Source organism: Pseudomonas sp. P1_F7, assembly GCF_056405655.1.
On record NZ_JBFUBR010000005.1, the window covers coordinates 337,329 to 362,350 of the forward strand.

Genomic DNA, 25,022 nt, shown 5'->3' on the forward strand with positions numbered 1-25,022 from the left:
GACTAATGTTTGGTATCAGCTTCTCTGAACTGCTGCTCGTCGGCCTCGTCGCTCTGCTGGTGCTGGGCCCCGAGCGCTTGCCGGGCGCTGCGCGCACCGCTGGCCTGTGGGTCGGGCGCCTGAAGCGCAGCTTCAACGCGATCAAACAGGAAGTTGAACGTGAAATCGGTGCCGACGAGATTCGTCGGCAACTGCACAACGAGCACATCCTGTCGCTTGAGCAGGAGGCGCGGAAAATCTTCACGCCGACCCAGCAGGAGCCGACGCCGGTGGAGCATGTGGGAGAGCAGACGATTCAGGCTCCCGCCGCTAGCGTCGCAGCACCTGCTGCAGCCGCGGCAGAACCTGCACCCGTTGTAGCAGCCACTCCGGTTGAACCTGTCACACCTGCGGCTGCGCCTGTTGCGCCAGCCCCTCATGACCCAATACTGCCGCCGCGAGCCCCATGAGCGATCTTCCTGAAAACGACCAGCACATGCCGCTGGTTTCGCACCTCACCGAGTTGCGTACCCGACTGCTGCGCTGCGTAGCGGCGATTTTCATCATCTTCGCCGGCCTGTTTGCCTTCACCCAGCAGATCTACACCTTCGTCTCGACACCGCTGCGTGCGTACTTGCCGGCCGGCGCGACGATGATTGCCACCGACGTGTCGTCGCCGTTCCTGACGCCGCTGAAGCTGACCATGATGGTTTCGCTGTTCCTGGCCATCCCGGTGATCCTGCACCAGATCTGGGGTTTCATCGCCCCCGGCCTGTACAAACATGAAAAACGCATTGCCGTACCCTTGCTGGTCTCCAGCATCTTTTTGTTCTACGCCGGCATGGCCTTCGCCTACTTCCTGGTGTTCCCGCTGATCTTCAAGTTCTTCGCCTCCGCCACTCCGGCCGGTGTCGAAATGATGACCGACATCACCAGCTACCTCGATTTCGTCATGACGCTGTTCTTCGCTTTTGGCGTGGCGTTCGAAATCCCGGTGGCCGTGGTGCTGCTGGTGTGGATCGGCGTGGTCGACGTCAAATACCTGAAGAAGATCCGCCCGTACGTGATCATCGGCTGCTTCGTGGTCGGCATGATCCTGACGCCACCGGACATCTTCTCGCAGACCTTGCTGGCCGTGCCGATGTGGTTGCTGTTCGAAATCGGCATCCTGTTTGGCAGCCTGATCAGCAAGCGTGGCGAGCATCCGGACGACCAACCGGCTGACGACCACAACGACCAGCCGCCAGCGACCCAAGCGTGAACCTGCTGCTCCTCGAAGAGGCCGATTTCATTGCGGCCGACCGGGCGATCCTGCGTGATCGCCGGTTGACCCACATGCAGGAAGTCCATCGCTGTGAAGTCGGCGACAGCATGCGCGTCGGGCGGATCGGCGGGCTGATGGGTTCGGCCGAAGTGCTGCGCCTGGACGCCGACGAAGCCGAATTGCGCGTCACCCTCGACCAGCCACCACCGGCCAAGCTGCCATTGACCCTGGTATTGGCCCTGCCACGACCCAAGATGCTGCGCAGGGTGTTTCAGACCGTGGCGGCTATGGGTGTGCCACGGATCGTGCTGGTCAACAGCTATCGCGTCGAGAAGAGCTTCTGGCAGACCCCCTTCCTGGAGCCAGAGGCGATTCGCGAGCAGTTGATCCTCGGCCTCGAACAGGCCCGGGACAGCGTGCTGCCGGAAGTCGTGATCGAGAAGCGCTTCAAGCCCTTCGTCGAAGATCGTCTGCCGGCGATCACCGAAGGCACCCTCGGCCTGGTGGGGCATCCGGGCAACTACCCGCCCTGCCCGCGCGCCCTCAGCGAACCGGTGACCCTAGCCATCGGCCCCGAGGGTGGCTGGATTCCCTACGAGATCGACCTGCTGGGCAAGTCCGGGCTGCAACCGGTGCAATTGGGCGAACGCATCCTGCGCGTCGAAACCGCCGTGACCGCGCTGCTGGCACGACTTTTCTAATCCCCGGCCACATTCCCCTGTGGGAGCGAGCTTGCTCGCGATGACGGTGTATCAGCCACTTCATTGTTGACTGACACGCCGCTATCGCGAGCAAGCTCGCTCCCACAGGTCCGTCATCTGCCCTGGATGATCAGCCACCCGTACTACAGAACCCCGCACGCCGGCCGATAACCCCCCATAAAACCAAATTGTGGTCCGGGGAGTTTCAGCATGTATCAATGGCTAGCCGAGAATCTGGGAAACGTCAGCGTCAAACGCAAGCTGGGGATCGGCTTCGGTCTGGTGCTGTTACTGACCCTGCTGATCACCTTCACCGGCTGGAGCGGCCTGAGCGGCGTGACCAGCCGGGGCGATAAACTGGGGTTCATCGCCAGTCTCAACGACCTGACCAAGGACCTGCGCATTGCCCGCCTGGATTACGAGATGCGTCGCGGCGAACAAGGTCCCGGCGCCGTCAACGATCTGTTGGGCAAACTCGAAAGCGGCCTGCAGACCGCCCGCGGCCTGATCGAGCAACCGGCTGATACGGCCATGGTCGATCAACAACTGGCCGCTGTCGCCGAATACCGTCGTGCCTTCAGCGACATGACCCAGGCCGGCGCCCAGCGTGAAGACGCCCGCAGCAAACTCGGCGCCACCGCCGACAATGCCGTGGCCCGCGTCGCCGAAGTGGAAAAATCCATGCTGCAAGGCGACAGCGTAACCGCCTTCAACAGCGTGATCGACCTCAGCAAACTGATCCAGCAGGCGCGCTTCCAGGTCCGCGGCTACACCTACAGCGGCAAGAGAGAGGCCGAACAGCCAGCCCTCGACGCGATCGACAACGCCCTGAAGAACCTCGAGAGCCTGCCGGCCAAACTGCCTGAAGAACACATCGCCAACCTGCAACAGGCGACTGATTCGCTGAAGGCCTACCGCGCCGCTGTCAGCCAGTTCCGCGACTCCCAGGTGGCCAGCGCCAAGGCCCTGGTACGCATGTCTGCCCAAGGCGAGATCCTGCTGGACATGAGCCAGAAACTCACCGTCTCGCAAACCGCCGTGCGTGACACCGACGCCGCCCATGCCAAGAACATGCTGACCCTCGCCACCGTACTGGCCATCGCCTTCGGCCTGCTGGCCGCGTGGGCGATCACCCGGCAGATCATCATTCCGTTGAACCAGACCCTGGCCGTCGCCGAGCGCGTCGCCAGTGGCGACCTGACCCACAACCTGACGTCGCAGCGCCGCGACGAACTCGGCCAGTTGCAGCGTGCCATGCAGAGCATGACCCAGGGCTTGCGTGAACTGATCGGCGGCATCAGCGATGGCGTCACGCAGATCGCCAGCGCCGCTGAAGAACTGTCTGCCGTCACCGAGCAAACCAGCGCCGGAGTCAACAGCCAGAAAGTCGAGACCGATCAGGTCGCGACAGCCATGAACGAAATGGCCGCGACCGTGCAGGAAGTTGCGCGTAACGCCGAAGAGGCCTCCGAAGCCGCCGTCGCCGCCGACCAGCAGGCCCGCGAGGGCGACAAAGTGGTGGGTGAAGCCATCGCCCAGATCGAACGCCTGGCCAAGGAAGTCGGCCACTCCACCGAAGCCATGGGCGAACTCAAGCGCGAAAGCGACAAGATCGGCAGCGTGCTCGATGTGATCAAATCCGTGGCCCAGCAAACCAACCTGCTGGCCCTCAACGCCGCGATTGAAGCCGCCCGTGCCGGTGAAGCCGGGCGCGGTTTTGCCGTGGTGGCAGACGAAGTCCGCAGTCTGGCCCAGCGCACCCAGAAGTCCACCGAAGAGATCGAAGAACTGATCGTCGGCCTGCAAAGCGGTACGCAACAAGTGGCGACCATCATGGACAACAGCCGCACCCTGACCGACAGCAGTGTCGAACTGACCCGCCGCGCCGGCGGCTCACTGGAAAGCATCACCCGCACGGTGTCGGCGATCCAGGCGATGAACCAGCAGATCGCCGCTGCCGCCGAACAGCAAAGCGCCGTGGCTGAAGAGATCAACCGTAGTGTGCTGAATGTGCGGGATGTGTCGGACCAGACATCGGCGGCCAGTGAAGAGACTGCAGCCTCCAGCGTCGAGCTGGCGCGGCTGGGGACGCATTTGCAGATGCTGGTGGGGCGGTTCAAAGTTTAAAGTCACCACAGAACTAAACAGCATGAGAGGCCGGTGGACCACACGCCGGCCAATCTCAATCGATGCCGTTGAATCAATCATTGAGCTCGTGAGAGCGGATGATCAACCGTTGAAAGTTAGTAAAGCAACCGCTCAGCAGGACTAACAGTTCTGCTAGTTACGCGACTTTCAAGAACGGCTCACCATCGTGTTCCTGTCATTTTCCAGGAGCACAATCATGAAAGACGATCCAGCCAATACACCTGTCGACTTGCCTTCCCCCTCCCTCGAACCTGCAGAACCCAGAATCAACTACAGCCGCTGGATGACAGATATCGCGGCGGACATCGCACAACTGAAAATGAGTCAACTGGCTATTCCTGGTGCCCACAACTCTGGTGTGGATTTGGCAGGAACCTGGGGGCCTGAGGAATTGTATGGAGCCAACCAAGTTAAATCATTTCCTGAGCAGTTAGCCGCTGGCGCACGCCACCTCGATTTACGTCTGGTTGACAGTAGCTATACAAAAACTACCGGCAATCACAATCCCATCACGAAATTTCATAAGGTTTTTGAGTTCAAGCATAAGCTCGCCAGTGCAGGGCGACGGTTTGAGCATTTAATTAGAGATGTAAAAAACTTCATAACAGCCAATCCTGGTGAAATCGTAATCCTCGACTTTCACGATTATGATCGCGGCAGGTTTCCCGACGACAGTCTGGAACGTTGCCTTCCATATTTCGACCCCATTAAAGACTTATTGATTCCAAGTTCAGCTTCAGACTTGAAAATAGGTGAAATTCGTCAAAGACACCCTGGACGCAGTATTGTTTTATTTTTTAACCATGGCGCTCCAGCGAGTTGGCAGGAATATATGTGGGGTTCACTCAGCCACAAGTGGAACCCCGCTGACAGTTCCGATTCCGGGATCGAGGAGCTTGTAGTTCGAACAATGAAAAGCCCAGATTTGTCAGGCATATGGGCATTAAGCGCCTCGGTCTATACCGCCACAGGCCCGAAGAATTTAGATCGCAACCATCCGGTACGCAGAGAAACCTTCAAAGAGGGCTTCCAGAATTGTAACATTGTGATGGTTGATTTTATTGAACGGCTCGACACCCAAATCAGCGTCACTGACCGTTGCATAGCACTTAATAAACGCAGAGCCAATGACCGGTACGCACCAAGCGCCCCTACCGATTTTATCGTAAGAAAAATGCGAAATGATGATGTCACAGACGGCAACTACCAAAACACCATACTATTCAACTGGACCGCTTCCGCGGATGACCTTGGCGTCTACGGCTATGAAATTTTTCGGGACGATGGTCATTTCGCACTCACGAACAGCACCAACCATCAAGTAAAAGACTTTCCTAAGGTAAACACAACATTCAAAGTTAGATCCTTCGATATGCTCAGAAACTACTCAGCATTTTCTGAGCCAGTCACTCTGATTCAGGACACCGTAGCTCCAACTCTACCTAAATTTGCTTTCGTTAGAAGATATGGCTACGCGCCCCCACACACTGTAGAAATAGCTTGGGATCCATCATATGATGAAGCGGGCGTCGACGGATATGAACTGAAAATCAACGGGCAACATAACAGATTTTTAAAGCACGCAGATGGCTTCAGACAAATTCATCAAATTACTGGACTAAACCCATCTGAAAAATATGTATTTGAAGTTCGCGCCAAAGATATTAACGCACTCTACTCTGAATACGTAACATTCACACGATTCCCAATCACACATAAATTATACAATCATAGATACACTTTATCCGCTCCAGAAGATGGAAAATGCAGAGCCATCAGTAACTGGGATGTGACTCCCGAAATCACTGACCCTGAGCATACTTTGTATTGCGCGTTTAGCGACTACCATATTTATCCGCTCACTCTAGGAGAGCCAATAGTAAACACCAGCCCACCCAACTGGATAGGCACAAAGGTAACAATTAAAACATTTTTCGCATCAGAGCGTAGTGCTTTCGAAAAATCAGAACCAGAATTTTTCGAAATAACTTTAGACCTTACACCACCACAGCCAGTTACGAACCTTCAAGTAACACCCAAGCAGGAGAGCACAACTATCACTTGGACCCACTCATCCAGTCCAAACATAAAAAGCTACGCACTTTCATTGAACGAAGCTCCCCCTATATTTTTAGCAGCGTCAGAAAATAGCTACGAACTGAATCGACCAATAGATGATTACTCCGTCATCGACGTCTGGGCAATCAACGACAAAGGCATTCCTTCTATTTTAGAAGCAATACCAAACAACACCCCTAGGGAATTTCGAGTTACGAATATTGCCAATCAGAGGATAACTTTTGCTTGGGCACCACCCATCATAGATGATGAAAAACTCATTGAGTACAAATTCGCAGTTATAGTGGCGGGAATCCCACTCCCGGTGCAGGTAGGACTGCAAAATGAAGTAACTATAACCGACGCATCTCCCTCACTTGAGCTAAAAGTGCGCGTTAGGTGTTCATTTGCGGGTGGAGTGGATTCGATATGGCGTGAGTTGATCCTCCCGCGCAGGTCATAAGGCTCCTTTTAAATGCCATAGTTCATCGTCGTTATTGCCGGAGTTCACCACAAACTAAAATACGGCACATCTGTGAATTTTTTACCGCACCTGGGTATATTAAAGTATCTCTGGCGTAGTGTTAATTTTACAAAACACATGTTAGAAACTCTCCGCTGCGGATCCTTCGACACATCGAAGACCCCCGCTGGCGAGGCGAACTCCAACAACTTGCGCGGACCATGACTAGAACCAAACCAAAAAAACGAGAAAAGCCCTGCAAGTGCAAACCTGCAGGGCTTTTCGATTTTTCAACGCGCTTTCGCGGGTCTTTTGTCAGGCCATTTGAGGCTGCATGCTCAAAGGCTTGAGTGGCAGCAGCGGCGCATGAGGATCGGCCTTCACTGACGCCCTCCACGCACCCAGCCACTCGGGGTGCCCTTCGCTCCAGACCTGCTCGTGCAAGCGGGCCAAGGCCACCGGGTCACTCAGCAGTTGCACACGCTCGTTGTTGGTCAGGCCTTCAGGACCAACCTTCATCGCATGCCGCACCCGCTCGATCCGCAGCCATTCAATCGGCTCAGCCTGATTGTGCCGGGAAGTCGCCAGCGAGCACGCCAGGGCGTTCTGCTGTGGATCGACCACCGAACGGACGAAGCCGTCGTTCAGCGCGTGCCAGCGGTTTTCGTGGGTGTACTGGTCGGTGGCCAGCAAGGCCTGTGGCGGATTGTATTCCTCAGGAATGAGGAACAGGCTCTCGTCACGGGACTTGAGGCCCAGGCCGACACGGCTGGAGATCACCGATACCGGGATCGACAGCATCAACGAACCGACGATCGGCACCAGCCACCACAGGAAGCTCGGGTTCAGCCAGATCACCAGCATGGCCCAGAAGAAGCCCAGCAGGGTTTGTGGACCATGGCGCTTGACCGCCTCGCTCCACGGCGTGGAGTCGTCGTCACGTTGCGGCGAGTTCCAGGTCGCGGCCCAGCCGAGGAACGCGGCGAGGACGAAACGGGTGTGGAAGATCATCCGCACCGGCGCCAGCAGCATGGAGAACAGCATCTCCAGCAGCATCGACAGGGTCACCTTGAACTTGCCACCGAACTCTTTCGCGCCCTTGGCCCAGATCAGGATGATGCTCAACAGTTTCGGCAGGAACAGCAGCACGATGGTGGTCGAGAACAGCGCAATCGCCTTGTCCGGGTGCCATTGCGGCCACAGCGGATAAAGCTGGCGCGGTTCGAGGAAGTACTGCGGCTCCATCAGCGTGTTGACCGCCAACAGCGCCGTCGACAACACCAGGAAGAAGAACCACAACGGCGCCGACAGGTAGGACATCACGCCGGTCAGGAACACCGCGCGGTGCACCGGGTGCATGCCCTTGACCAGGAACAGGCGGAAGTTCATCAGGTTACCGTGGCACCAGCGACGGTCACGCTTGAGTTCGTCCAGCAGGTTCGGCGGCAGTTCTTCATAGCTGCCCGGCAAGTCGTAGGCAATCCACACGCCCCAGCCTGCACGGCGCATCAACGCGGCTTCAACGAAGTCGTGGGACAGGATCGAGCCGGAGAACGCGCCTTTACCCGGCAACGGCGCCAGGGCGCAGTGGTCGATGAACGGCTTCATGCGGATGATCGCGTTGTGGCCCCAGTAGTGCGACTCGCCCAGCTGCCAGAAGTGCAGGCCGGCGGTGAACAGCGGGCCATACACGCGAGTGGCGAACTGCTGCATGCGCGCATACAGGGTGTCCATGCCCGACGCACGCGGCGCGGTCTGGATGATCCCGGCGTCCGGCGTGGCTTCCATCAGGCGCACCAGACTGGTCAGGCACTCGCCGCTCATCACGGAGTCGGCGTCGAGTACGACCATGTACTTGTAGTCACCGCCCCAGCGACGGCAGAAGTCGTCGAGGTTGCCGCTTTTACGCTTAACGCGACGGCGACGGCGGCGATAGAAGATCTTGCCGAAGCCCCCGGCTTCACGGCAGACGTCCAGCCAGGCCTGTTGCTCGGCGACGCAGATATCGGCGTCGTTACTGTCGCTGAGGACGAAGAAGTCGAAGCGGTCCAGGTCACCCGTGGCCGCCACCGACTCGAAGGTCGCCCGCAAGCCGGCGAATACCCGTGGCACGTCTTCGTTGCAGATCGGCATCACCAGGGCGGTGCGCGCATCCTTTGGAATCGGCTCGTTGCCGGCACTTTTACCGGAGATACGGTATTTATCGTGGCCGGTCAGCAATTCGAGGAAGCCCATCAGCGCGGTCCAGAAGCCGGCCGATACCCAGCAGAACAGAATCCCGAACAGGATCAGGATGCTGGTCTGCAAGGCATACGGCAGCACTTGCGTGGCGGTTTGCAGCAGCGGTTGGTGCAGCACTTCGTTGAGATCGACGAACGACCAGCCCTGGTACGGCATGATGCCTTTCATGTACCAGCCGGCGACGATGGTCTGGCCGAGCATCAGCAGCAACAGAATGTAGCGACGGATCGAACCCACGGTACGCCAGCGCGCGGCCGGCAGGACACGTTCGTCCTTCGGCGGCTTCGGCGGATTGGTTCGACCGGTCATCCGACGCCAGCCACGCACCAGAATGTTGGTGCGCCACGGCTCCGGCACGACCTTGGTCCGCCGGATCGGCGGGGTCGCCTTGAGGCAAACCCGGCCGTTGGCGTCGAGCGCCAGCATTTCCGCGTCCTGCAGCTCTTCCGCGGTGCTCAGGGTCAGGCGTTTGCCGACCGAAGCCTGGGCGGCTTCGGTCGGGGCGTCGAACGTCGAGGATGACAGGCGTTCGTGCAATTCGCTGAAAGACTGGCAGCCCGCGAGTTCCGCGCGCTGCTGGTCGGTCATTGGCAGATGCGCCAGATACTCGGAGAGAGTTTCTGGCCGTACTTGAGAGTTACTCATCGGCAGGCAACTGATAGCTCCAGGTCTCGGTCAGGACTTCTTCAGTCGGGGCCGATTCCGGTGTGGCTGGGGCCGCGTCGGCAGCGGCAGGCTGCTTGGCGTCTTTATTGGCCTTGTCCTTGGCATCTGCAACAGGCTTCGCTTCAGCCTGCTTGGCCTCCGCTTGCTTGGCTTCCTTGTCAGCTTTCTCTTGTTGCTTGGCGGCAACCTTGTCGGCCTTGGCAACCGACGAGTTCGACGACGGAATCGAAGTCTTGGCCAGGTCCGCCGGCACGATGTTCTGCACCAGCGCGGCACGCATCTCGGTGGACTTGCCCGGGTCCTTGATCTTCATCCGCAGGGTCAGGCGCCAGCCCTTGGTTTCAGGGTTGTAGCGCACGCTGTTTTCCACCAGCTCGGCGTTGTCGCCGACGCTGACCTGGCTGCGAACGTCCGCATCGGCCGGCAAAGCCGCCAGGGATGGGCCTTCGAAGTCCACCAGGTAGGCAACGCTGCCGTCCGGCTGACGAATCAGGTTGGACTGTTTGACGTCACCGGTGGAACGCAGGGTCTGTTTGACCCAGGCGCTGTCCGGCGCGTGAATCGAGTCTTCATCCATGGTCCAGTGCATACGATAAGCGACATCGAGCGGCTGGCCAGGTTCCGGCAATTTTTCCGGGTTCCAGAAGGCGACGATGTTGTCGTTGGTTTCGTCGGCGGTCGGAATCTCGACCAGGTCGACTGTGCCCTTGCCCCAATCACCCTTTGGCTCGATCCAGGCGCTTGGGCGCTTGTCGTACCGGTCGTCGAGGTCTTCATAGTGGCTGAAGTCGCGGCCACGTTGCAGCAGACCGAAGCCGCGCGGGTTTTCCACGCTGAAGTTGCTCACGGCCAGGTGTTTCGGATTGTTCAGCGGACGCCAGATCCACTCGCCGTTGCCGGCATGGATCGCCAGACCGCTGGAGTCGTGCAGCTCGCGACGGTAGTTCAGTACTTTCGACGGCTGGTTGGCGCCGAACAGGTACATGCTGGTCAACGGGGCGATACCCAGTTTGCCGACCTTGTCACGCAGGAACATCTGCGCCTTGACGTCGACGATGGTGTCGCTGCCCGGACGCAGGGTCAGGCGATAGGCGCCGGTGGCACGCGGAGAATCCAGCAGGGCGAAGATCACCAGGTGCTTGTCGCCTGGCTTGGGCTGCTGAATCCAGAATTCGCGGAAACGCGGGAATTCTTCGCCGGACGGCAATGCGGTATCCAGCGCCATGCCGCGAGCGGACAAACCATAGACGTGGCCCTTGCCGACGACGCGGAAGTAGCTCGCGCCGAGCATGGTCATGATTTCGTCTTGCTTGTCGGCCTTGTTGATCGGGTACAGCACACGGAAACCGGCATAACCCAGTTGTTCGGTGGCCTTGGGATCGAACTGCATGTCGCCGAAGTCGAAACGACTCGGGTCGTATTTGATCTCTTCGACGGTGTTCGCGGTGATTTCGTTGATTTTCACCGGCGTATCGAAATGCATGCCTTGGTGATAGAAGGACAGCTTGAACGGCGTCTTCTGATCAGCCCACTCGGCTTTTTCCGTCAGAAAACGAATTTTCTGATAGTCCGCGAATTTCATGTCGCGGAACTCGTTCGGCAGGTTACTGCGCGGCGCTTCGTATTTCTGCGCGGCCAGCTCTTTTGCCTTGGCCGATACATCATCCAGACTGAATGCCCAAAGCTGACCGGCGCTGAGCAGGCAGAGCAGTGCAGAGCCCGCTACCAGGGCGCTGCGTAACCGTTTGGCAGACAATTTTGGTGCGTTACAGGGACTAACAATCACGAGCAACCCTCGCCGAAAACAGATCAAAAAACCAACGGCCAGTTAAAGGGTCTGCAGGGTGTGCGGTATGAAAAAACCGCCCTTGCAAACCACTCTTGCCAAGTTGGCGAGCATTGTTCCGACTCCGCTGGGGCGAAATGATTCCCCAATCGGATACGGACAAGTCTCTACCTAAGTCAAAATGGACCAACGAACGCTGATCCCCGTAGCGCGGGATTATCTAGTAGGCCGCGTTACAACGCATCAGGGGTAACAAAGTATTTATCGCGAAAAAGCCCTGTTTTCAGTCGAAATGAACGTAAAAACTTGTTTCAAACGCTTTCAGGTCTGTAACAGGAAGGTTACCGGGCCATCATTGACCAGGTGCACCTGCATATCCGCGCCGAATCTACCTGATGCCACAGTGCCATGCACCTGTTTCGCTTTGCTTAATAGATAGTCGAATAGCTCCTCGCCCAGCGCCGGAGGGGCCGCAGTCGAAAAACTCGGACGCAGCCCGTTTTTAGTATCGGCAGCCAGGGTGAACTGAGAGACCAGCAGCAGCCCGCCGCCCACATCCGCCAAGGACAGATTCATCTTGCCCTCAGCGTCACTGAACACCCGATAGTTAAGCAGCTTATTAAGAAGTTTGTCAGCGCTGGCCCGCGTATCGTCAGGCTCGACGGCCACCAGGACCAGCAATCCCTGATCGACGGCACCTACGACTTCGCTCGCGACCTCGACCCGCGCGCCTCGCACCCGTTGCAATAGGCCCTTCATGCTTCTTCAGGCGGCAGGTCGAGCAGACGCCGGGCCATCAGATTGGCGGCGCGTACCAGCGCGTCGGTTATTCCCGGCTCGGAAGCGGCATGACCGGCATCGCGGATGACCTGCAATTCGCTGTTCGGCCAGGCTTGATGCAATTCCCAGGCGTTATCCAGCGGGCAGATCACGTCATAACGACCATGGATGATCACGCCGGGCAAATGGGCGATCTTGCCCATGTCGCGGATCAACTGGTTCTGCTCCAGGAAGGCATGGTTACTGAAGTAGTGGCATTCGATGCGGGCAATCGACAACGCGCGCTGCGGTTCGGAGAAGCGATCGACCACCATCGGGTTAGGACGCAGGGTCGCGGTGCGGCCCTCCCAGGTGGACCAGGCCTTGGCCGCGTGCATCTGGGCAATCTGGTCGTTACCGACCAGACGCTTGTGGAACGCGGTAAGCAAGTCGTCGCGCTCGTCCAGCGGGATCGGCGCGATGTAGTCCTGCCAGTAGTCTGGGAACAGACGGCTGGCGCCGGCCTGGTAGAACCATTCGATTTCCTGCGGACGGCAGAGAAAGATCCCGCGCAGGATCAGGCCGTGCACACGCTCAGGATGGGTTTGGGCGTAGGCCAGCGCCAGGGTCGAACCCCAGGAGCCGCCAAACAGTACCCATTTGTCGATGCCCAGGTGCTGGCGAATCCGCTCAAGGTCGGCGACCAGATCCCAAGTGGTGTTGTTTTCCAGGCTGGCGTGGGGGGTGGAGCGACCGCAACCGCGCTGATCGAACGTGACAATGCGATACAGGTTGGGATCGAAGAAGCAACGACTCTGGGCATCACATCCGGCACCGGGGCCGCCATGGATGAACACTACCGGCAAACCTTCCGGTGAACCGCTTTCGTCGACGTACAAGGTGTGGGTCGCATCGACGGCCAGATCGTGCCGGGCGTGGGGTTTGATCTGCGGGTACAAAGTCTGCATTGCGCACTCCGTAAAGGGTCGAGGTCATCCCTGGGGGGACTTCTATTATTCTGCCGTCCGGCATCATAAACCCGATTTACGTCAATGAGCATGTCCGTGCGGGGTCACAATTTGTCAGCCATGCGCCCGAGCAGGTTTTCGTAACGGTGACCACCCGTCGACCATGGTTCGCCGCCTGCGCAATGCCCAGGCGGTTGATCGACTTATTTGATTCTGATCACATCATTCGATCAGGGCAAAAACACACCCACCCTGCTCTTTGCTCTTGCAAAGATAGGTTTGCAACCCGGTGGCAGATGTCGGTTGAAGTTGCCAATTCTTGATATCGAGCAATTTCACGGCCAGGTCGGGCCGAACATCCGGACGATGATACAAGTCCAGGCGCTCTCCGCCCCTGTTTGTATACATGCAACGGCTCAATACACCTCGGGCGATACCGTTTTGCTGTGTCGTATAAAAAACTGCTCCATCAAAGGTCTTGACCTCATCGGCTGAAAAACGGTCGCTTGTTTCCGGGCGAGGCGCCGTTGCGGCGCCGACCCATTGCCCTTTTCTGCTGATCGTCAGCGCCGAGTAGACGCCACTGGTATTTTTTATGACTTGAGGCAGAGGGCAATGCTCGATATCCAACGCCTGGGCCTGTTGTGTCAGAAGGACCAACAACGCCGACACAAGTAATTTTGATTTCATTAACGCGCCTTCCTGAAATTGATTGCATGAAAGAGAAAAGTCTCTCGCAGACAATATTTTTTTTCAGACTTGATGGCGCCGAAATCCGCCTGCATTTGCTGTAGGCTAATTCCTCGATTCACAGCGAAAAAAATGATCGCGCATAAATGCGCGATCATTGAAAGCCGCCAATCAATAACGCTGCTGCCCCCAGGCCAGCAGCCCTTGCAGCAATTCCTTCAACACCACCCGCGTCGGCTCCGCCAGGTCCGGGCGATAACGGAATGGCTCGAACTCTTCCATATACGTGCACTGCCCCAGTTCCAGTTGCACCGCATGGATGTTCTCGGCCGGGTTGCCGTAATGGCGAGTGATATGCCCGCCCTTGAAGCGCCCGTTCAGCACATGGCTGTAATCCGGGTGCCCGGCGCAGATCGCTTCCAGTCGGGTCGCGAGCTGTGGATCGCAACTGGCACCGTTGAAAGTGCCAAGGTTGAAGTCCGGCAGTTTGCCGTCGAACAGGTGCGGGATGATCGAGCGGATCGAGTGGGCATCGAACAGCAGCGCATAGCCGAACTCGGCTTTCAGGCGCGCCAGTTCGTTTTGCAGGGTGCTGTGATACGGCGTCCAGATCTGCTCCAGATACGTCGCGCGCTCTTCTTTTGAAGGCTCCAGCCCCTCGCGGAACAACGGAATGCCGTCAAACAGCGTGGCCGGGTACAGGCCGGTGGTCGCGCCGACGTACAACGGTTTGTCGTCGGATGGCCGGTTCAGGTCAATGACGAACCGCGAATATTCGGCGGCCAGGGTGCTGGCCCCCAGTTCGGCGGCGAAATCGTACAGCTGCGGGATGTGCCAGTCGGTGTCCGGCAGGCTTTTCGCGTCAGGGATCAACCCGGTTTCGACTGCCGGGGTCAGGCGCACGCCAGCGTGGGGCATGCTGATCAGCAGCGGTACGCGGCCTTGTTTGAAGTTCAGAACCTTATCCACAACAGATCTCCTACAGACTTGATTCGACGCCGTGGCGCACGACGCGTTTTTCCAGGTCGCCGCCCAGCCAGTAACACAGGTCGGCCGGACGATCGATTTGCCAGGCGACGAAATCCGCAACCTTGCCGACCTCCAGCGAGCCATAGGTGTCGGCCATGCCCAGCGCGGTGGCGGCATGAATCGTCGCGCCGGCCAGGGCTTCTTCCGGGGTCATGCGGAAGCAGGTGCAAGCCATGTTCAGCATCAGACGCAACGACAGTGCCGGCGAGGTGCCCGGATTGAGGTCGCTGGCGATGGCGATTTTCACGCCGTGCTTGCGCAGGGCTTCCATTGGCGGCAATTGGGTTTCGCGCAGGAAGTAAAAAGCACCGGGCAACAGCACGGCGACGGTACCGGACTTGGCCATGGCGATGGCGTCGTCCTCGGTCATGAATTCCAGGTGATCAGCGGACAGTGCGTGATAGCGCGCCGCCAGGCTCGAACCGTGTAGCGACGACAACTGCTCGGCGTGCAGCTTCACCGGCAGGCCCAGTTCCTGAGCGGTAATGAACACCCGCTCGACCTGCGCCGGGGAGAATGCCAGGTACTCGCAGAACGCGTCCACCGCGTCCACCAATCCCTCGGCGGCCAGGGCCGGGAGCATGTCGGCGCAGATGTGATCGATGTAGTCATCAGCGCGATCGGCGTATTCCGGCGGCAAGGCGTGAGCCGCCAGGCAGGTGCTGCGCACGCTGACCGGCAGTTCGGCGCCGAGGCGACGGGCCACACGCAGCATCTTGCGCTCGTTGGCCAGGTCCAGGCCGTAGCCGGACTTGATTTCGATGCTGGTGACGCCATCGCGCATCAGGCTTTTCAGGCGCTTGGCGGCACTGGCGAACAGTTCGTCTTCACTGGCTGCGCGGGTGGCGCGCACGGTACTGGCGATGCCGCCACCGCTGGCGGCGATTTCCGCGTAGCTGACACCTTGCAGGCGCTGTTCGAATTCACCGCTGCGGTTACCGCCGAACACCGTATGGGTATGGCAGTCGATCAGGCCCGGCGTGACCCAGGCCCCATTCAAATCATTGACGGCCGGGTACTCGCCCGCCGGCAACTCACCGCGCGGGCCGATCCACTCAATGTGCGCTCCTGACGTCACGATGGCCGCGTCCTCGATGATCGAGTAGACGCCTTTTGCCATGGTTGCGACGTGACAGTGTTGCCAGAGAGTTTTCATCCTTGGCCTCCATTAGGTTATCGATGAGAAAAAGTAGGGTCCTGCGTCACCAGGGCTGCCTGGCCCGCCGCCGGTTTCACCCATGTCAGGTAAGCCAGCACCAGCAACACGATCCAGACCACGCCGACGATCAGCGCTGCCTGGGTGTCCGGGAAATAGCCCAGCACACCGAAAATGAACAGCATGAAGGCAATCGCCGCCGCCGGCGCATAGGGCCAGAGCGGTACCGGGAATTTCAGTTGTGCAACCTGCTCGGCGCTCATGGACCGCCGCATGGCCACTTGGGTAACCAGAATCATCAGCCAGACCCACACCGTGGCAAAGGTCGCGATGGAAGCGATCAGCAGGAACACGTTTTCCGGTATCAAGTAGTTCAGCAACACACCCAGCAACAGCGCGGCACTCATCACCACGACCGTCATCCATGGCACGCCATTGCGCGACAGGCGGGCGAAGCCCTTGGGTGCATGCCCTTGCTGGGCCAGACCGAACATCATGCGGCCAGCGCCGAAGATGTCACTGTTGATCGCCGAAATCGCCGCCGTGATCACCACGATATTGAGGATGGTGGCCGCCGAACTGATCCCCAGCTTGTCGAAAATCTGCACGAACGGGCTGCCCTGGCTGCCGATCTGCTGCCATGGAAAGATCGACATCAGCACCAGCATCGTCAGCACGTAAAACAGCAGGATGCGCAACGGTACAGCATTGATCGCCCGGGGCAGCACGTGCTGCGGGTCTTTGGCTTCACCTGCCGTTACGCCGATGATTTCAATACCGCCAAACGCAAACATCACCACCGCGAACGAAGCAATCAGACCGCCCATGCCATTGGGCATGAAGCCGCCGTGGCTCCAGAGGTTGCTGATGTCGGTCGCTTGGCCGGGGGCCGAGCTGATGCCGAACCACATGATGCCGAAACCACCCAGGATCATCGCAACGATGGCAGCGACCTTGAGCAGTGACAGCCAGAACTCCATTTCACCGAAGACTTTGACGTTGCACAGGTTCAAGCCGCCAACGATGGAAACGACACCCAGCACCCAGATCCAGCGGGAAACTTCCGGGAACCAGAAGCCCATGTAAATACCGAATGCAGTGACGTCGGCCATGCCGACGATGACCATTTCGAATGCGTAGGTCCAACCGAGGATGAAGCCCGCCATCGGCCCCAGGTAGGTGCTGGCGTACTGGCCGAAGGAGCCGGCTACCGGGTTGTGCACTGCCATCTCACCGAGGGCGCGCATGACCATGAACACCGCCGCGCCACCGATCAGGTAAGCGAGCAGTACCGCAGGCCCGGCCATTTGAATGGCCGAGGCGGATCCATAAAACAGCCCGGTGCCGATCGCCGACCCCAGCGCCATGAAGCGAATATGTCGGGCAGAGAGCCCGCGTTTCAAACCTTTTTCCGGCTGTTGCATTTCTCGTCCCTAGTTATTGTTATTCGACGCAAAATCGAATCGCGAGCAAGCTCGCCCCCACATGTTAAAACGAACCGATGTGGAAGCGAGCCGTCTCGTGAAAGGGCCGTTACAGGCTAGGCAGCAACTTCGTTGTCACCAGCTCGTTCAGGCAGCGCGAGGCCAACAATTCAGACGCCGCATTGATGTCTGGCGCGAAGAAGCGGTCTTTCTCATAGAACGGCACTTCGTTACGCAGGATGGCCCGAGCCTTTTCCAGTTTCGGCGAGGTTTTCAGGCCATTGCGCAGGTCCAGGCCCTGAGCGGCAGCCAGCCATTCCACCGCGAGAATCCCACGGGTGTTTTCGGCCATTTCCCACAGACGCTTGCCAGCCGCCGGCGCCATGGATACGTGGTCTTCCTGGTTGGCGGAAGTCGGCAGGCTGTCCACCGAATGCGGATGGGACAACGCCTTGTTCTCGCTGGCCAGTGCCGCCGCGGTCACCTGGGCGATCATGAAGCCGGAGTTCACACCACCGTTGGCCACCAGGAACGGCGGCAGTTGCGACATGTGCTTGTCCATCATCAACGAGATACGGCGCTCGCTCAGGGAGCCGATTTCAGCGATGGCCAATGCCATGTTGTCAGCGGCCATGGCCACCGGCTCGGCGTGGAAGTTGCCGCCGGAAATCACATCGCCTTCAGCGGCGAACACCAGCGGGTTGTCGGAAACGGCGTTGGCTTCGATCGCCAGCACTTCGGCCGCTTGACGGAACTGGGTCAGGCAGGCGCCCATGACTTGTGGCTGGCAACGCAGGGAGTACGGATCCTGGACCTTCTCGCAGTTCTCGTGGGAGTCGGAGACTTCGCTGCGCTCACCCAGCAGATCACGATACGCGGCGGCGGCATCGATCTGGCCTTTCTGGCCACGGGCAGCGTGGATGCGGGCGTCGAACGGCGAACGCGAACCCAGCACCGCTTCAACGGTCAGGCCGCCCAGCGCCAAGGCACCGGCGAACAGGTCTTCACCTTCGAACAGGCCACGCAGGGCAAACGCTGTGGACACTTGAGTGCCGTTGAGCAGCGCCAAACCTTCTTTTGCGGCCAGGGTCAGCGGGGTCAGACCGGCGACTTTCAGCGCTTCGGTGGCTTCCATCCACTCACCCTTGTAGCGCGCCTTGCCTTCGCCCAGCAGCACCAGGGACATGTGGGCCAGAGGTGCCAGGTCACCGGAAGCTCCGACCGAGCCTTTCAATGGAATGTGCGGGTACACCTCGGCATTGATCAGGGCGATCAGCGCGTCGATCACCACACGACGGATACCGGAGAAACCACGGCTCAGGCTGTTGACCTTGAGCACCATGACCAGTCTCACCAGCGCGTCGCTGATCGGCTGGCCGACACCGGCGGCGTGGGACAGCACCAACGAGCGCTGCAGGTTTTCCAGGTCTTCGCTGGCAATGCGGGTCGAGGCCAGCAGGCCGAAACCGGTGTTGATGCCATAGGCAGTGCGGTTCTCGGCGAGGATCTGCTCCACGCAGGCAACGCTGGCTTCAATCTGGGCCGAGGCGCTGTGGTCGAGGGTGATTTTGACCGGCTGCTGATAAACATCACGCAGTTGGGCAAGGCTCAGTTGGCCTGGAATCAAATTTAGCGCAGTCATTTTTTGCTCCTTTTGAGAGTTAGTTGTTAACTCACCAGACGCTCCGGAGATGTCCGTTGTCCGTCGCGTCTGCCTTTTGGGGAGCCGCGCCTTGGCACGCTGGTGTTGTGGAAATCAGTTCAGTTCTGGAAAAGCGTTGTGCAGCAAAATCGGGTCTTTCAATACCGCGGCAGCGGCGGCAATGTCCGGTGCCAACCAGCGATCCTGGTCGTAGGGGGCAACATGCTCGCGCAGCAGGCGCCAGGCAGCATCGGTGCCAGCACCAAAACGTTGTTCCTTGAGGAATTCGAACGCCTGGGCGGCCAGCAAATACTCGATGGCGAGGATCTGCGTGCAGTTTTCCAGCGCGCGATGCAGCTTCAGCGCCGCGTTGGTGCCCAGACTCAGGTGATCTTCCTGCAGGCCCGAAGTCACGTAGTTATCCAGCACCGCTGGTTGCGCCAGTTGACGGTTCTCTGCGCACAGCGAAGCGGCCACGTATTGCACGATCATCATCCCGGAGTTTACCCCCGGGTTGGCCACCAGGAAGGCCGGCAGGCCGCTGACGTGCGGGTTGATCAAACGGTCCAGGCGACGTTCGGCGATGGAGCCGATTTCCGCCATGGCAATCGCCAGCAGGTCCGCCGCCATTGCCACGGACTGGCCGTGAGGGTTGGCCTGAGACACCACGCGGTAATTGTCTGCAGTGCCCAGCACCAGCGGGTTGTCGGTGGCGCCGTTGAGTTCGGTTTCGATTTGTTTGGTCGCATGCACCAGTTGATCGCGCGCGGCGCCGTGCACCTGCGGGATCGAGCGGATACTCAGGGCGTCTTGCGTGCGAATACCTTTGCTCTGGGCAATCACTTCGCTGCCGTCGAGCAAGGCCCGCAGATTGATCCCGACCTGTTGCATGCCCGGGTGCGGCTTGAGCGCGATGATCTCGGCGTCGAAGGCGTCAATTTGACCACGCTGGGCTTCGAAGCTCATGGCACCAATCACGTCAGCCCATTCCAGCAGGCGCGTGGCATCGGCAATGGCCAGGCAGCTGAGGCCGGTCATGCACGGCGTACCGTTGACCAGGCACAGACCATCCTTGGCACCGAGCTTGACCGGTTGCAGGCCTTCTTCGGCCAGCGCTTGCTGTGCGGAAACGACCTGACCGCGATAGCTGACATTGCCGACACCCAGCAGCGCGATGCCGATGTGGGCCATGTGGGTCAGGTAGCCCACGGAACCCTGGGACGGCACTTGCGGGGTGATGCCACGGTTGAGCAGTGCCAGCAGTGCTTCAACCACCTGACGGTGCAGGCCGGATTTGCCGTGGCTGTAGTTGACGACGGCCGCGCACATGATCGAGCGGGTCTGCTCGTTGGTCAGTGGCGCGCCAACGCCACAGGCGTGGCTGAGCAAGGTGTTGCGCGACAACTGGCTGAGTTGTTCGTCCTGCAGCGAGACGTTGCACAGTGCGCCCAGGCCGGTGTTGATGCCGTAGGCACGTTCGCCACTGGTGACGATGCGCTGGACGATGGCCTGGGCGTTTTCGATGCGCGCCCAGATCGGCGCCGACAGCTCAAGCTGTGCGCCATGACGAGCAACGGCGACCACATCCTGCCAACTGACCTGCGCCTCGGTGATAACGATTTTTTCAGCCTGGGACATCTTCAACCTCTGCGTACAAACCTGAATTTTGATGCAGCTTTTCCGGCCTCATCGCGAGCAAGCTCGCTCCCACAGGTTTTGTGAACACCGGGGATCCACTGTGGGAGCGAGCTTGCTCGCGATGAGGCCAGCACAGCCGGCACAAACCTTTTAAACCACCGCCGCCCGACGCTGCACAAAGCGGTCGACATACTCATCCGCCGGCGAATGCAGGATCTCTCGCGGCGTGCCGACCTGGATCAGGCGGCCATCCTTGAGGATCGCGATGCGGTTGCCGATGCGCACGGCCTCGTCGAGGTCGTGGGTGATGAAGACGATGGTCTTGTGCAGGGTCTTTTGCAGCTCCAGCAACTGGTCCTGCATCTCGGCACGGATCAGCGGGTCGAGGGCGCTGAACGCCTCGTCCATCAGGATGATATCGGTGTCCGCCGCCAGGGCGCGGGCCAGGCCCACACGCTGACGCATGCCGCCGGAGAGCTGGTGCGGGTATTTGTTTTCGTAGCCCTTGAGGCCCACGGTGTTGATCCAGTGCAGCGCACGCTCGGCGCACATGGCTTTGGTTTCGCCACGGATTTTCAGGCCGTAGGCGACGTTGTCCAGCACGCTCTTGTGCGGCAGCAGGCCGAAGCTCTGGAACACCATGCTGATCTTGCGCCGACGAAATTCGCGCAGGGCTTCCATGTCGTATTGCAGGATGTCCACGCCGTCCACCAGGATCGCGCCGCTGGTCGGGTCGATCAGGCGGTTGAAGTGGCGGACCAGGGTCGACTTGCCGGAACCCGACAGGCCCATGATCACGAAGATCTCGCCGCTGCCGATGCTCAGCGACAGGTCGTTCACGCCGACCACGCAGCCGGTTTCGGCCAGCACCTGGTCCTTGGTCTTGCCCTGGCCAACCATGGCCAGCGCGTCCTTGGCACGATTGCCGAAAATCTTGAAGACGTTTTTGACTTCGATCTTGCTCACGGTTGCGTTGTTCATTTGCTCACCTCATGCCGTGCGCGACCGTACGCCTGTGTAATGCGGTCGATCACCACAGCCAGAATCACGATCGCCAGACCGGCTTCAAGGCCGCGTCCGACGTTGAGGGTCTGAATCCCCACCAGCACGTCTTCACCCAGGCCACGGGCACCGATCATCGAGGCGATCACCACCATCGACAGGGCCATCATGGTGGTCTGGTTGATCCCGGCCATGATGCTCGGCAGGGCCAGCGGCAGTTGCACGCCGAACAGTTGCTGCCAGCGATTGGCACCGAAGGCGTTGATCGCTTCCATCACTTCGCCGTCGACCTGGCGAATGCCCAGATCGGTCAGGCGGATCAGCGGCGGCGCGGCGTAGATCACCGTGGCGAAAATCGCCGGGACCTTGCCCAGACCAAACAACATCAGCACCGGGATCAGGTACACGAAGCTCGGCATGGTCTGCATGATGTCCAGCAACGGCATCAGTATCGAACGCAGGCGGTTGCTGCGCGCCGAGAGAATGCCCAGCGGAATGCCGATCAACACCGAAATGATCGTCGCCACCATCATCAGCGCCAGGGTCTGCATCAGCTTGTCCCAGAGGCCGACCGCACCCACCAGGAACAGCAAACCGACGATGACGGCAGTGGTCACGACCTTGCGGGTCGCGTGCCAGGCCACGCCGGCCACGATTGCCAGCATCAGCCACCAGGGTGCGGCGCGCAGCAGGCCTTCGAGATTGACGATGGCCCACAACAGGGTGTCGGAGATGTGCCGGAACACGTCGCCGTAGTTGGTGACCAGCGAATCGACCCAACCGTTGACCCAGTCGGCGATGGAAAAGGTAAAGCTTTCGGGAAACATAAGAGACTCTCAATCAAGGGGTTGCGATCAAGCATCCGACTGTCGTTGCCGACAGCCGGAGAAGCTCGACCTACAAGGCCGCGTCGATTTTCTTGGCTGCGTCTTCGCTCACCCATGCGTGCCAGACTTCAGGATGTTCCTTCAGGAAGATCTTGGCCAGTTTTGGTGATTCGATCCGCTCTTTGGTCATGCGTCCAAGGTTCTGGTTCAGCAAGTCGATCGGCACGTTGACCTTTTCCAGCACGGCCACCAATTCAGGCGCTTCGTCGTGGAAAGTCTTGGACAGGCCGACCTTGATATCCACGGTCTTGTTCACGCCTGGTTTCTCTTCGAGTTTCACCGCGTCGATCTGGCCCATCAGCGGGGTTGGCGACCAGTAGTAGAACAGGATCGGCTCGCCACGCTTGTAGCTCGACAGCACCGCGGCATCCAGCGCCGGGCCGGTGCCTGGGCGGAAGTTGGTGTAGGTGCTTTCCAGGCCGTAGCTTTTCAGCATTTCGCTGTTGTCGAGCTCACAGGTCCAGCCGGCCGGGCAGTTGTAGAAACGGCCCTTGGACGGCTCTTCGGCGTCCTTGAAGATCGCCGAGTATTTGCCCAGGTCAGCAATGTTTTTCAGGTCCGGAGCCTTGGCTTCCAGCTTGCGCTTGGCGTCGCCTTCGATCACGTAGCGCGGCACATACCAGCCTTCGATCGCGCCAACAACCGGCGCGCCGACACCGACGACCTTGCCGGCCTTCTCGGCCTTGTTCCAGACTTCGCTGCGGCCGACCCATTCTTCGGCAAACACTTGAATATCGTTGCTGCTCAGGGCGTTTTCCATGGTGATGGAGTTGCCTGGCAGGCTGTCAGTCTTGCAGTCGTAGCCTTTCTCCAGCACGACTTGCATCACGTCGGTCAGCAGCATGGCGCTTTCCCAGTTCAGGCCGGCAAATTTCACCGGTTTGCCCGACTCGCACCAACCCGCCGCCTGAGTGGCGCCGGCGCTGGCCAGCAGGCCCATGGAAAGCAATGTGGTCAGCAGGGTCTTGTTCGATTTCATTGTTGTGACGCTCCTAATCATGAGTTGGCTTACGGCAGTCAAGAGGCATCCAGCCCTGTCCACGTCCAATCAGGCCTGCGCCGCAGCGCGACCGGTCTCGCTTGTTTTAGGTTGTACGACGCTGTCCTGCTCGACCGGCAGAATCAGTTGATCGGGCACTGTGCCGTGCCATTTTTTTGCGCACACGTAATACAGGGCTGCGGGTAGCACCAGGCCGATGATCCAGGAAATATCCACATCACCCAGGGCAGCCACCAGCGGACCGGTATAGAACTTGGTGGAGATGAACGGCAGCTGCACCAGCACACCGAAGACATAGACGCTGATACCGAGGGGGTTCCAACGGCCGTAGCGACCGTTCGGATCGGCCAGCGCCGGCACGTCATAGCGCTCGCGGGTAATGCAGTAGTAGTCCACCAGGTTGATCGCGCTCCATGGCGTAAAGAACGCCAGCAGGAACAGGATGAAGGACTTGAACGCGCCGAGGAACGAGTGTTGACCGAGCAACGCCATCAGGGTCGCAGCACCGACGATGACCAGCACGAAGACCAGACGCTGCAAGCGCGTTACCTTCAGGTCACCACGGAAACCGCTGATGATGGTGGCAATGCACATGAAGCTGCCGTAGGAGTTCAGCGTGGAGATGGTGACCTTGCCGAACGCGATGCTGAAGTACAGCAGCGCAGCGGTGGCACCGGTACCGCCCAGACCAACGATGTAGGCCACTTCGTGGCCGGCGTATTGCCCGTTGGCCGAAGCGGCAGCGAGCACGCCGAGGACCATCGCCACCTGTGCACCAATGACCGAACCTGCGCCTGCGGCAAAAAAAGTTTTCACCGAGGAAATCTTGCTCGGCAGGTAGCGAGAATAGTCAGCCACATAAGGGCCGAAGGCGATCTGCCAGGACGCCGCGAGCGACACCGCGAGCAAGAAACTGCTCCAGCTGAAGTGGCGGATTTGCAACAGTGCGCCAACGTCAACCTGGCTCATCAGACGGCTGAACAGATAAACAAAGGCAATCACGCCAATGACACTGGCAACACGGCCGATCCAATGGATCACCCGATAACCGAGCACCGTGACCAGCACGATGACACTGGCGAAAAGGAGGATACCGACGGTGTCGCTGACGCCAAACAACTGGCCCAGCGCCTGGCCGGATAACACGGTTCCCGTTGCGGTGAAGCCCAGGTACATCAAGCAGACCAGCACGATCGGGATGGCCGCTCCGTACACGCCGAACTGTACCCGGCTGGAAATCATCTGCGGCAGGCCAAGCTTGGGGCCTTGCGCGGCATGCAGCGCCATCACGCCGCCACCCAGTAATTGACCGATCAACAGACCGATCAACGACCAGAACACATCGCCGCCAAGGACCACGGCCAATGCGCCGGTGACAATCGCGGTGATTTGCAGGTTGGCACCCATCCACAGGGTGAACTGGCTTAACAGACGACCGTGTCTTTCCGCTTCCGGGATGTAGTCGATCGAACGCTTCTCGATCAACGGTTTGTTGCCTGCACGATCGCTGTTAACAGCCAT

At 59.3% G+C, this 25,022-nt stretch carries 19 protein-coding genes and 1 pseudogene; 6 read left to right on the forward strand and 14 right to left on the reverse strand.

Features of this window, described 5'->3' with window-relative positions:
- The first annotated feature begins 5 nt into the window (after positions 1–5).
- The 6 genes and pseudogenes from tatB (at position 6) to AC1D1M_RS09965 (ending at position 6,613) form a co-directional block, all read left to right on the forward strand.
- Positions 6–449 (forward strand): Sec-independent protein translocase protein TatB, encoded by a 444-nt coding sequence (gene tatB, locus AC1D1M_RS09940; protein ID WP_477775504.1) that lies wholly within the window; start codon positions 6–8, stop codon positions 447–449.
- Positions 446–1,240 (forward strand): twin-arginine translocase subunit TatC, encoded by a 795-nt coding sequence (gene tatC, locus AC1D1M_RS09945; protein WP_007989278.1) that lies wholly within the window; start codon positions 446–448, stop codon positions 1,238–1,240. Before tatB ends, tatC begins: the two co-directional genes overlap by 4 nt.
- The gene (locus tag AC1D1M_RS09950; protein ID WP_007996288.1) at positions 1,237–1,944 is read left to right on the forward strand and encodes a 16S rRNA (uracil(1498)-N(3))-methyltransferase; all 708 of its coding nucleotides are present in this window, start codon (positions 1,237–1,239) and stop codon (positions 1,942–1,944) included. The genes tatC and AC1D1M_RS09950 overlap by 4 nt, the downstream gene beginning before the upstream one ends.
- A 210-nt stretch (positions 1,945–2,154) precedes the next feature.
- Positions 2,155–3,216, forward strand: a pseudogene (locus AC1D1M_RS09955) (methyl-accepting chemotaxis protein); the annotation flags it as partial.
- A gap of 141 nt (positions 3,217–3,357) precedes the next feature.
- Positions 3,358–4,071 carry a methyl-accepting chemotaxis protein gene (locus AC1D1M_RS09960; protein ID WP_477775653.1) on the forward strand — a complete coding sequence of 238 codons (714 nt, stop codon included), beginning with the start codon at positions 3,358–3,360 and terminating at the stop codon, positions 4,069–4,071.
- A 217-nt stretch (positions 4,072–4,288) separates the two neighbouring features.
- A complete protein-coding gene (locus tag AC1D1M_RS09965) occupies positions 4,289–6,613 on the forward strand; it encodes a phosphatidylinositol-specific phospholipase C domain-containing protein (protein ID WP_477775505.1) in 2,325 nt (774 codons plus the stop codon).
- A 315-nt stretch (positions 6,614–6,928) separates the two neighbouring features.
- On the opposite strand, the gene mdoH is transcribed toward AC1D1M_RS09965, so the two are convergent.
- The 14 genes from mdoH to AC1D1M_RS10035 all read right to left on the reverse strand — a co-directional run bounded on the left by mdoH (position 6,929) and on the right by AC1D1M_RS10035 (position 25,022).
- Positions 6,929–9,499 carry a glucans biosynthesis glucosyltransferase MdoH gene (mdoH, locus tag AC1D1M_RS09970; RefSeq protein ID WP_477775506.1) on the reverse strand — a complete coding sequence of 857 codons (2,571 nt, stop codon included), beginning with the start codon at positions 9,497–9,499 and terminating at the stop codon, positions 6,929–6,931.
- A complete protein-coding gene (locus tag AC1D1M_RS09975; RefSeq protein ID WP_477775507.1) occupies positions 9,492–11,306 on the reverse strand; it encodes a glucan biosynthesis protein G in 1,815 nt (604 codons plus the stop codon). The genes mdoH and AC1D1M_RS09975 overlap by 8 nt, the downstream gene beginning before the upstream one ends.
- A gap of 321 nt (positions 11,307–11,627) precedes the next feature.
- The gene (gene dtd, locus AC1D1M_RS09980; protein WP_477775508.1) at positions 11,628–12,065 is read right to left on the reverse strand and encodes a D-aminoacyl-tRNA deacylase; all 438 of its coding nucleotides are present in this window, start codon (positions 12,063–12,065) and stop codon (positions 11,628–11,630) included.
- Positions 12,062–13,033 (reverse strand): prolyl aminopeptidase, encoded by a 972-nt coding sequence (gene pip / locus AC1D1M_RS09985; protein ID WP_477775509.1) that lies wholly within the window; start codon positions 13,031–13,033, stop codon positions 12,062–12,064. The genes dtd and pip overlap by 4 nt, the downstream gene beginning before the upstream one ends.
- A gap of 222 nt (positions 13,034–13,255) precedes the next feature.
- Entirely contained in the window at positions 13,256–13,723 is a 468-nt protein-coding gene (locus AC1D1M_RS09990; protein ID WP_477775510.1) for a DUF3757 domain-containing protein, read from the reverse strand.
- A gap of 171 nt (positions 13,724–13,894) precedes the next feature.
- Positions 13,895–14,692: an N-formylglutamate deformylase gene (gene hutG / locus AC1D1M_RS09995; RefSeq protein WP_477775511.1), complete on the reverse strand. Its 798-nt coding sequence runs from the start codon at positions 14,690–14,692 to the stop codon at positions 13,895–13,897.
- A 10-nt stretch (positions 14,693–14,702) separates the two neighbouring features.
- Entirely contained in the window at positions 14,703–15,908 is a 1,206-nt protein-coding gene (gene hutI, locus AC1D1M_RS10000; RefSeq protein ID WP_477775512.1) for an imidazolonepropionase, read from the reverse strand.
- Between the two features lie 17 nt (positions 15,909–15,925).
- A complete protein-coding gene (locus AC1D1M_RS10005) occupies positions 15,926–17,332 on the reverse strand; it encodes an amino acid permease (RefSeq protein ID WP_008002958.1) in 1,407 nt (468 codons plus the stop codon).
- 109 nt (positions 17,333–17,441) lie between these two features.
- Positions 17,442–18,974 carry a histidine ammonia-lyase gene (gene hutH / locus AC1D1M_RS10010; protein WP_477775513.1) on the reverse strand — a complete coding sequence of 511 codons (1,533 nt, stop codon included), beginning with the start codon at positions 18,972–18,974 and terminating at the stop codon, positions 17,442–17,444.
- 114 nt (positions 18,975–19,088) lie between these two features.
- On the reverse strand, positions 19,089–20,612 hold the full coding sequence (hutH, locus tag AC1D1M_RS10015; protein ID WP_477775514.1) for a histidine ammonia-lyase: 1,524 nt from the start codon (positions 20,610–20,612) through the stop codon (positions 19,089–19,091).
- A 150-nt stretch (positions 20,613–20,762) separates the two neighbouring features.
- On the reverse strand, positions 20,763–21,593 hold the full coding sequence (locus AC1D1M_RS10020) for a quaternary amine ABC transporter ATP-binding protein (RefSeq protein WP_052960551.1): 831 nt from the start codon (positions 21,591–21,593) through the stop codon (positions 20,763–20,765).
- Positions 21,590–22,441 (reverse strand): ABC transporter permease, encoded by an 852-nt coding sequence (locus AC1D1M_RS10025; protein ID WP_046039591.1) that lies wholly within the window; start codon positions 22,439–22,441, stop codon positions 21,590–21,592. Before AC1D1M_RS10025 ends, AC1D1M_RS10020 begins: the two co-directional genes overlap by 4 nt.
- A gap of 70 nt (positions 22,442–22,511) precedes the next feature.
- A complete protein-coding gene (locus tag AC1D1M_RS10030) occupies positions 22,512–23,480 on the reverse strand; it encodes an ABC transporter substrate-binding protein (RefSeq protein WP_056725760.1) in 969 nt (322 codons plus the stop codon).
- A gap of 69 nt (positions 23,481–23,549) precedes the next feature.
- Positions 23,550–25,022: a purine-cytosine permease family protein gene (locus tag AC1D1M_RS10035; protein ID WP_477775515.1), complete on the reverse strand. Its 1,473-nt coding sequence runs from the start codon at positions 25,020–25,022 to the stop codon at positions 23,550–23,552.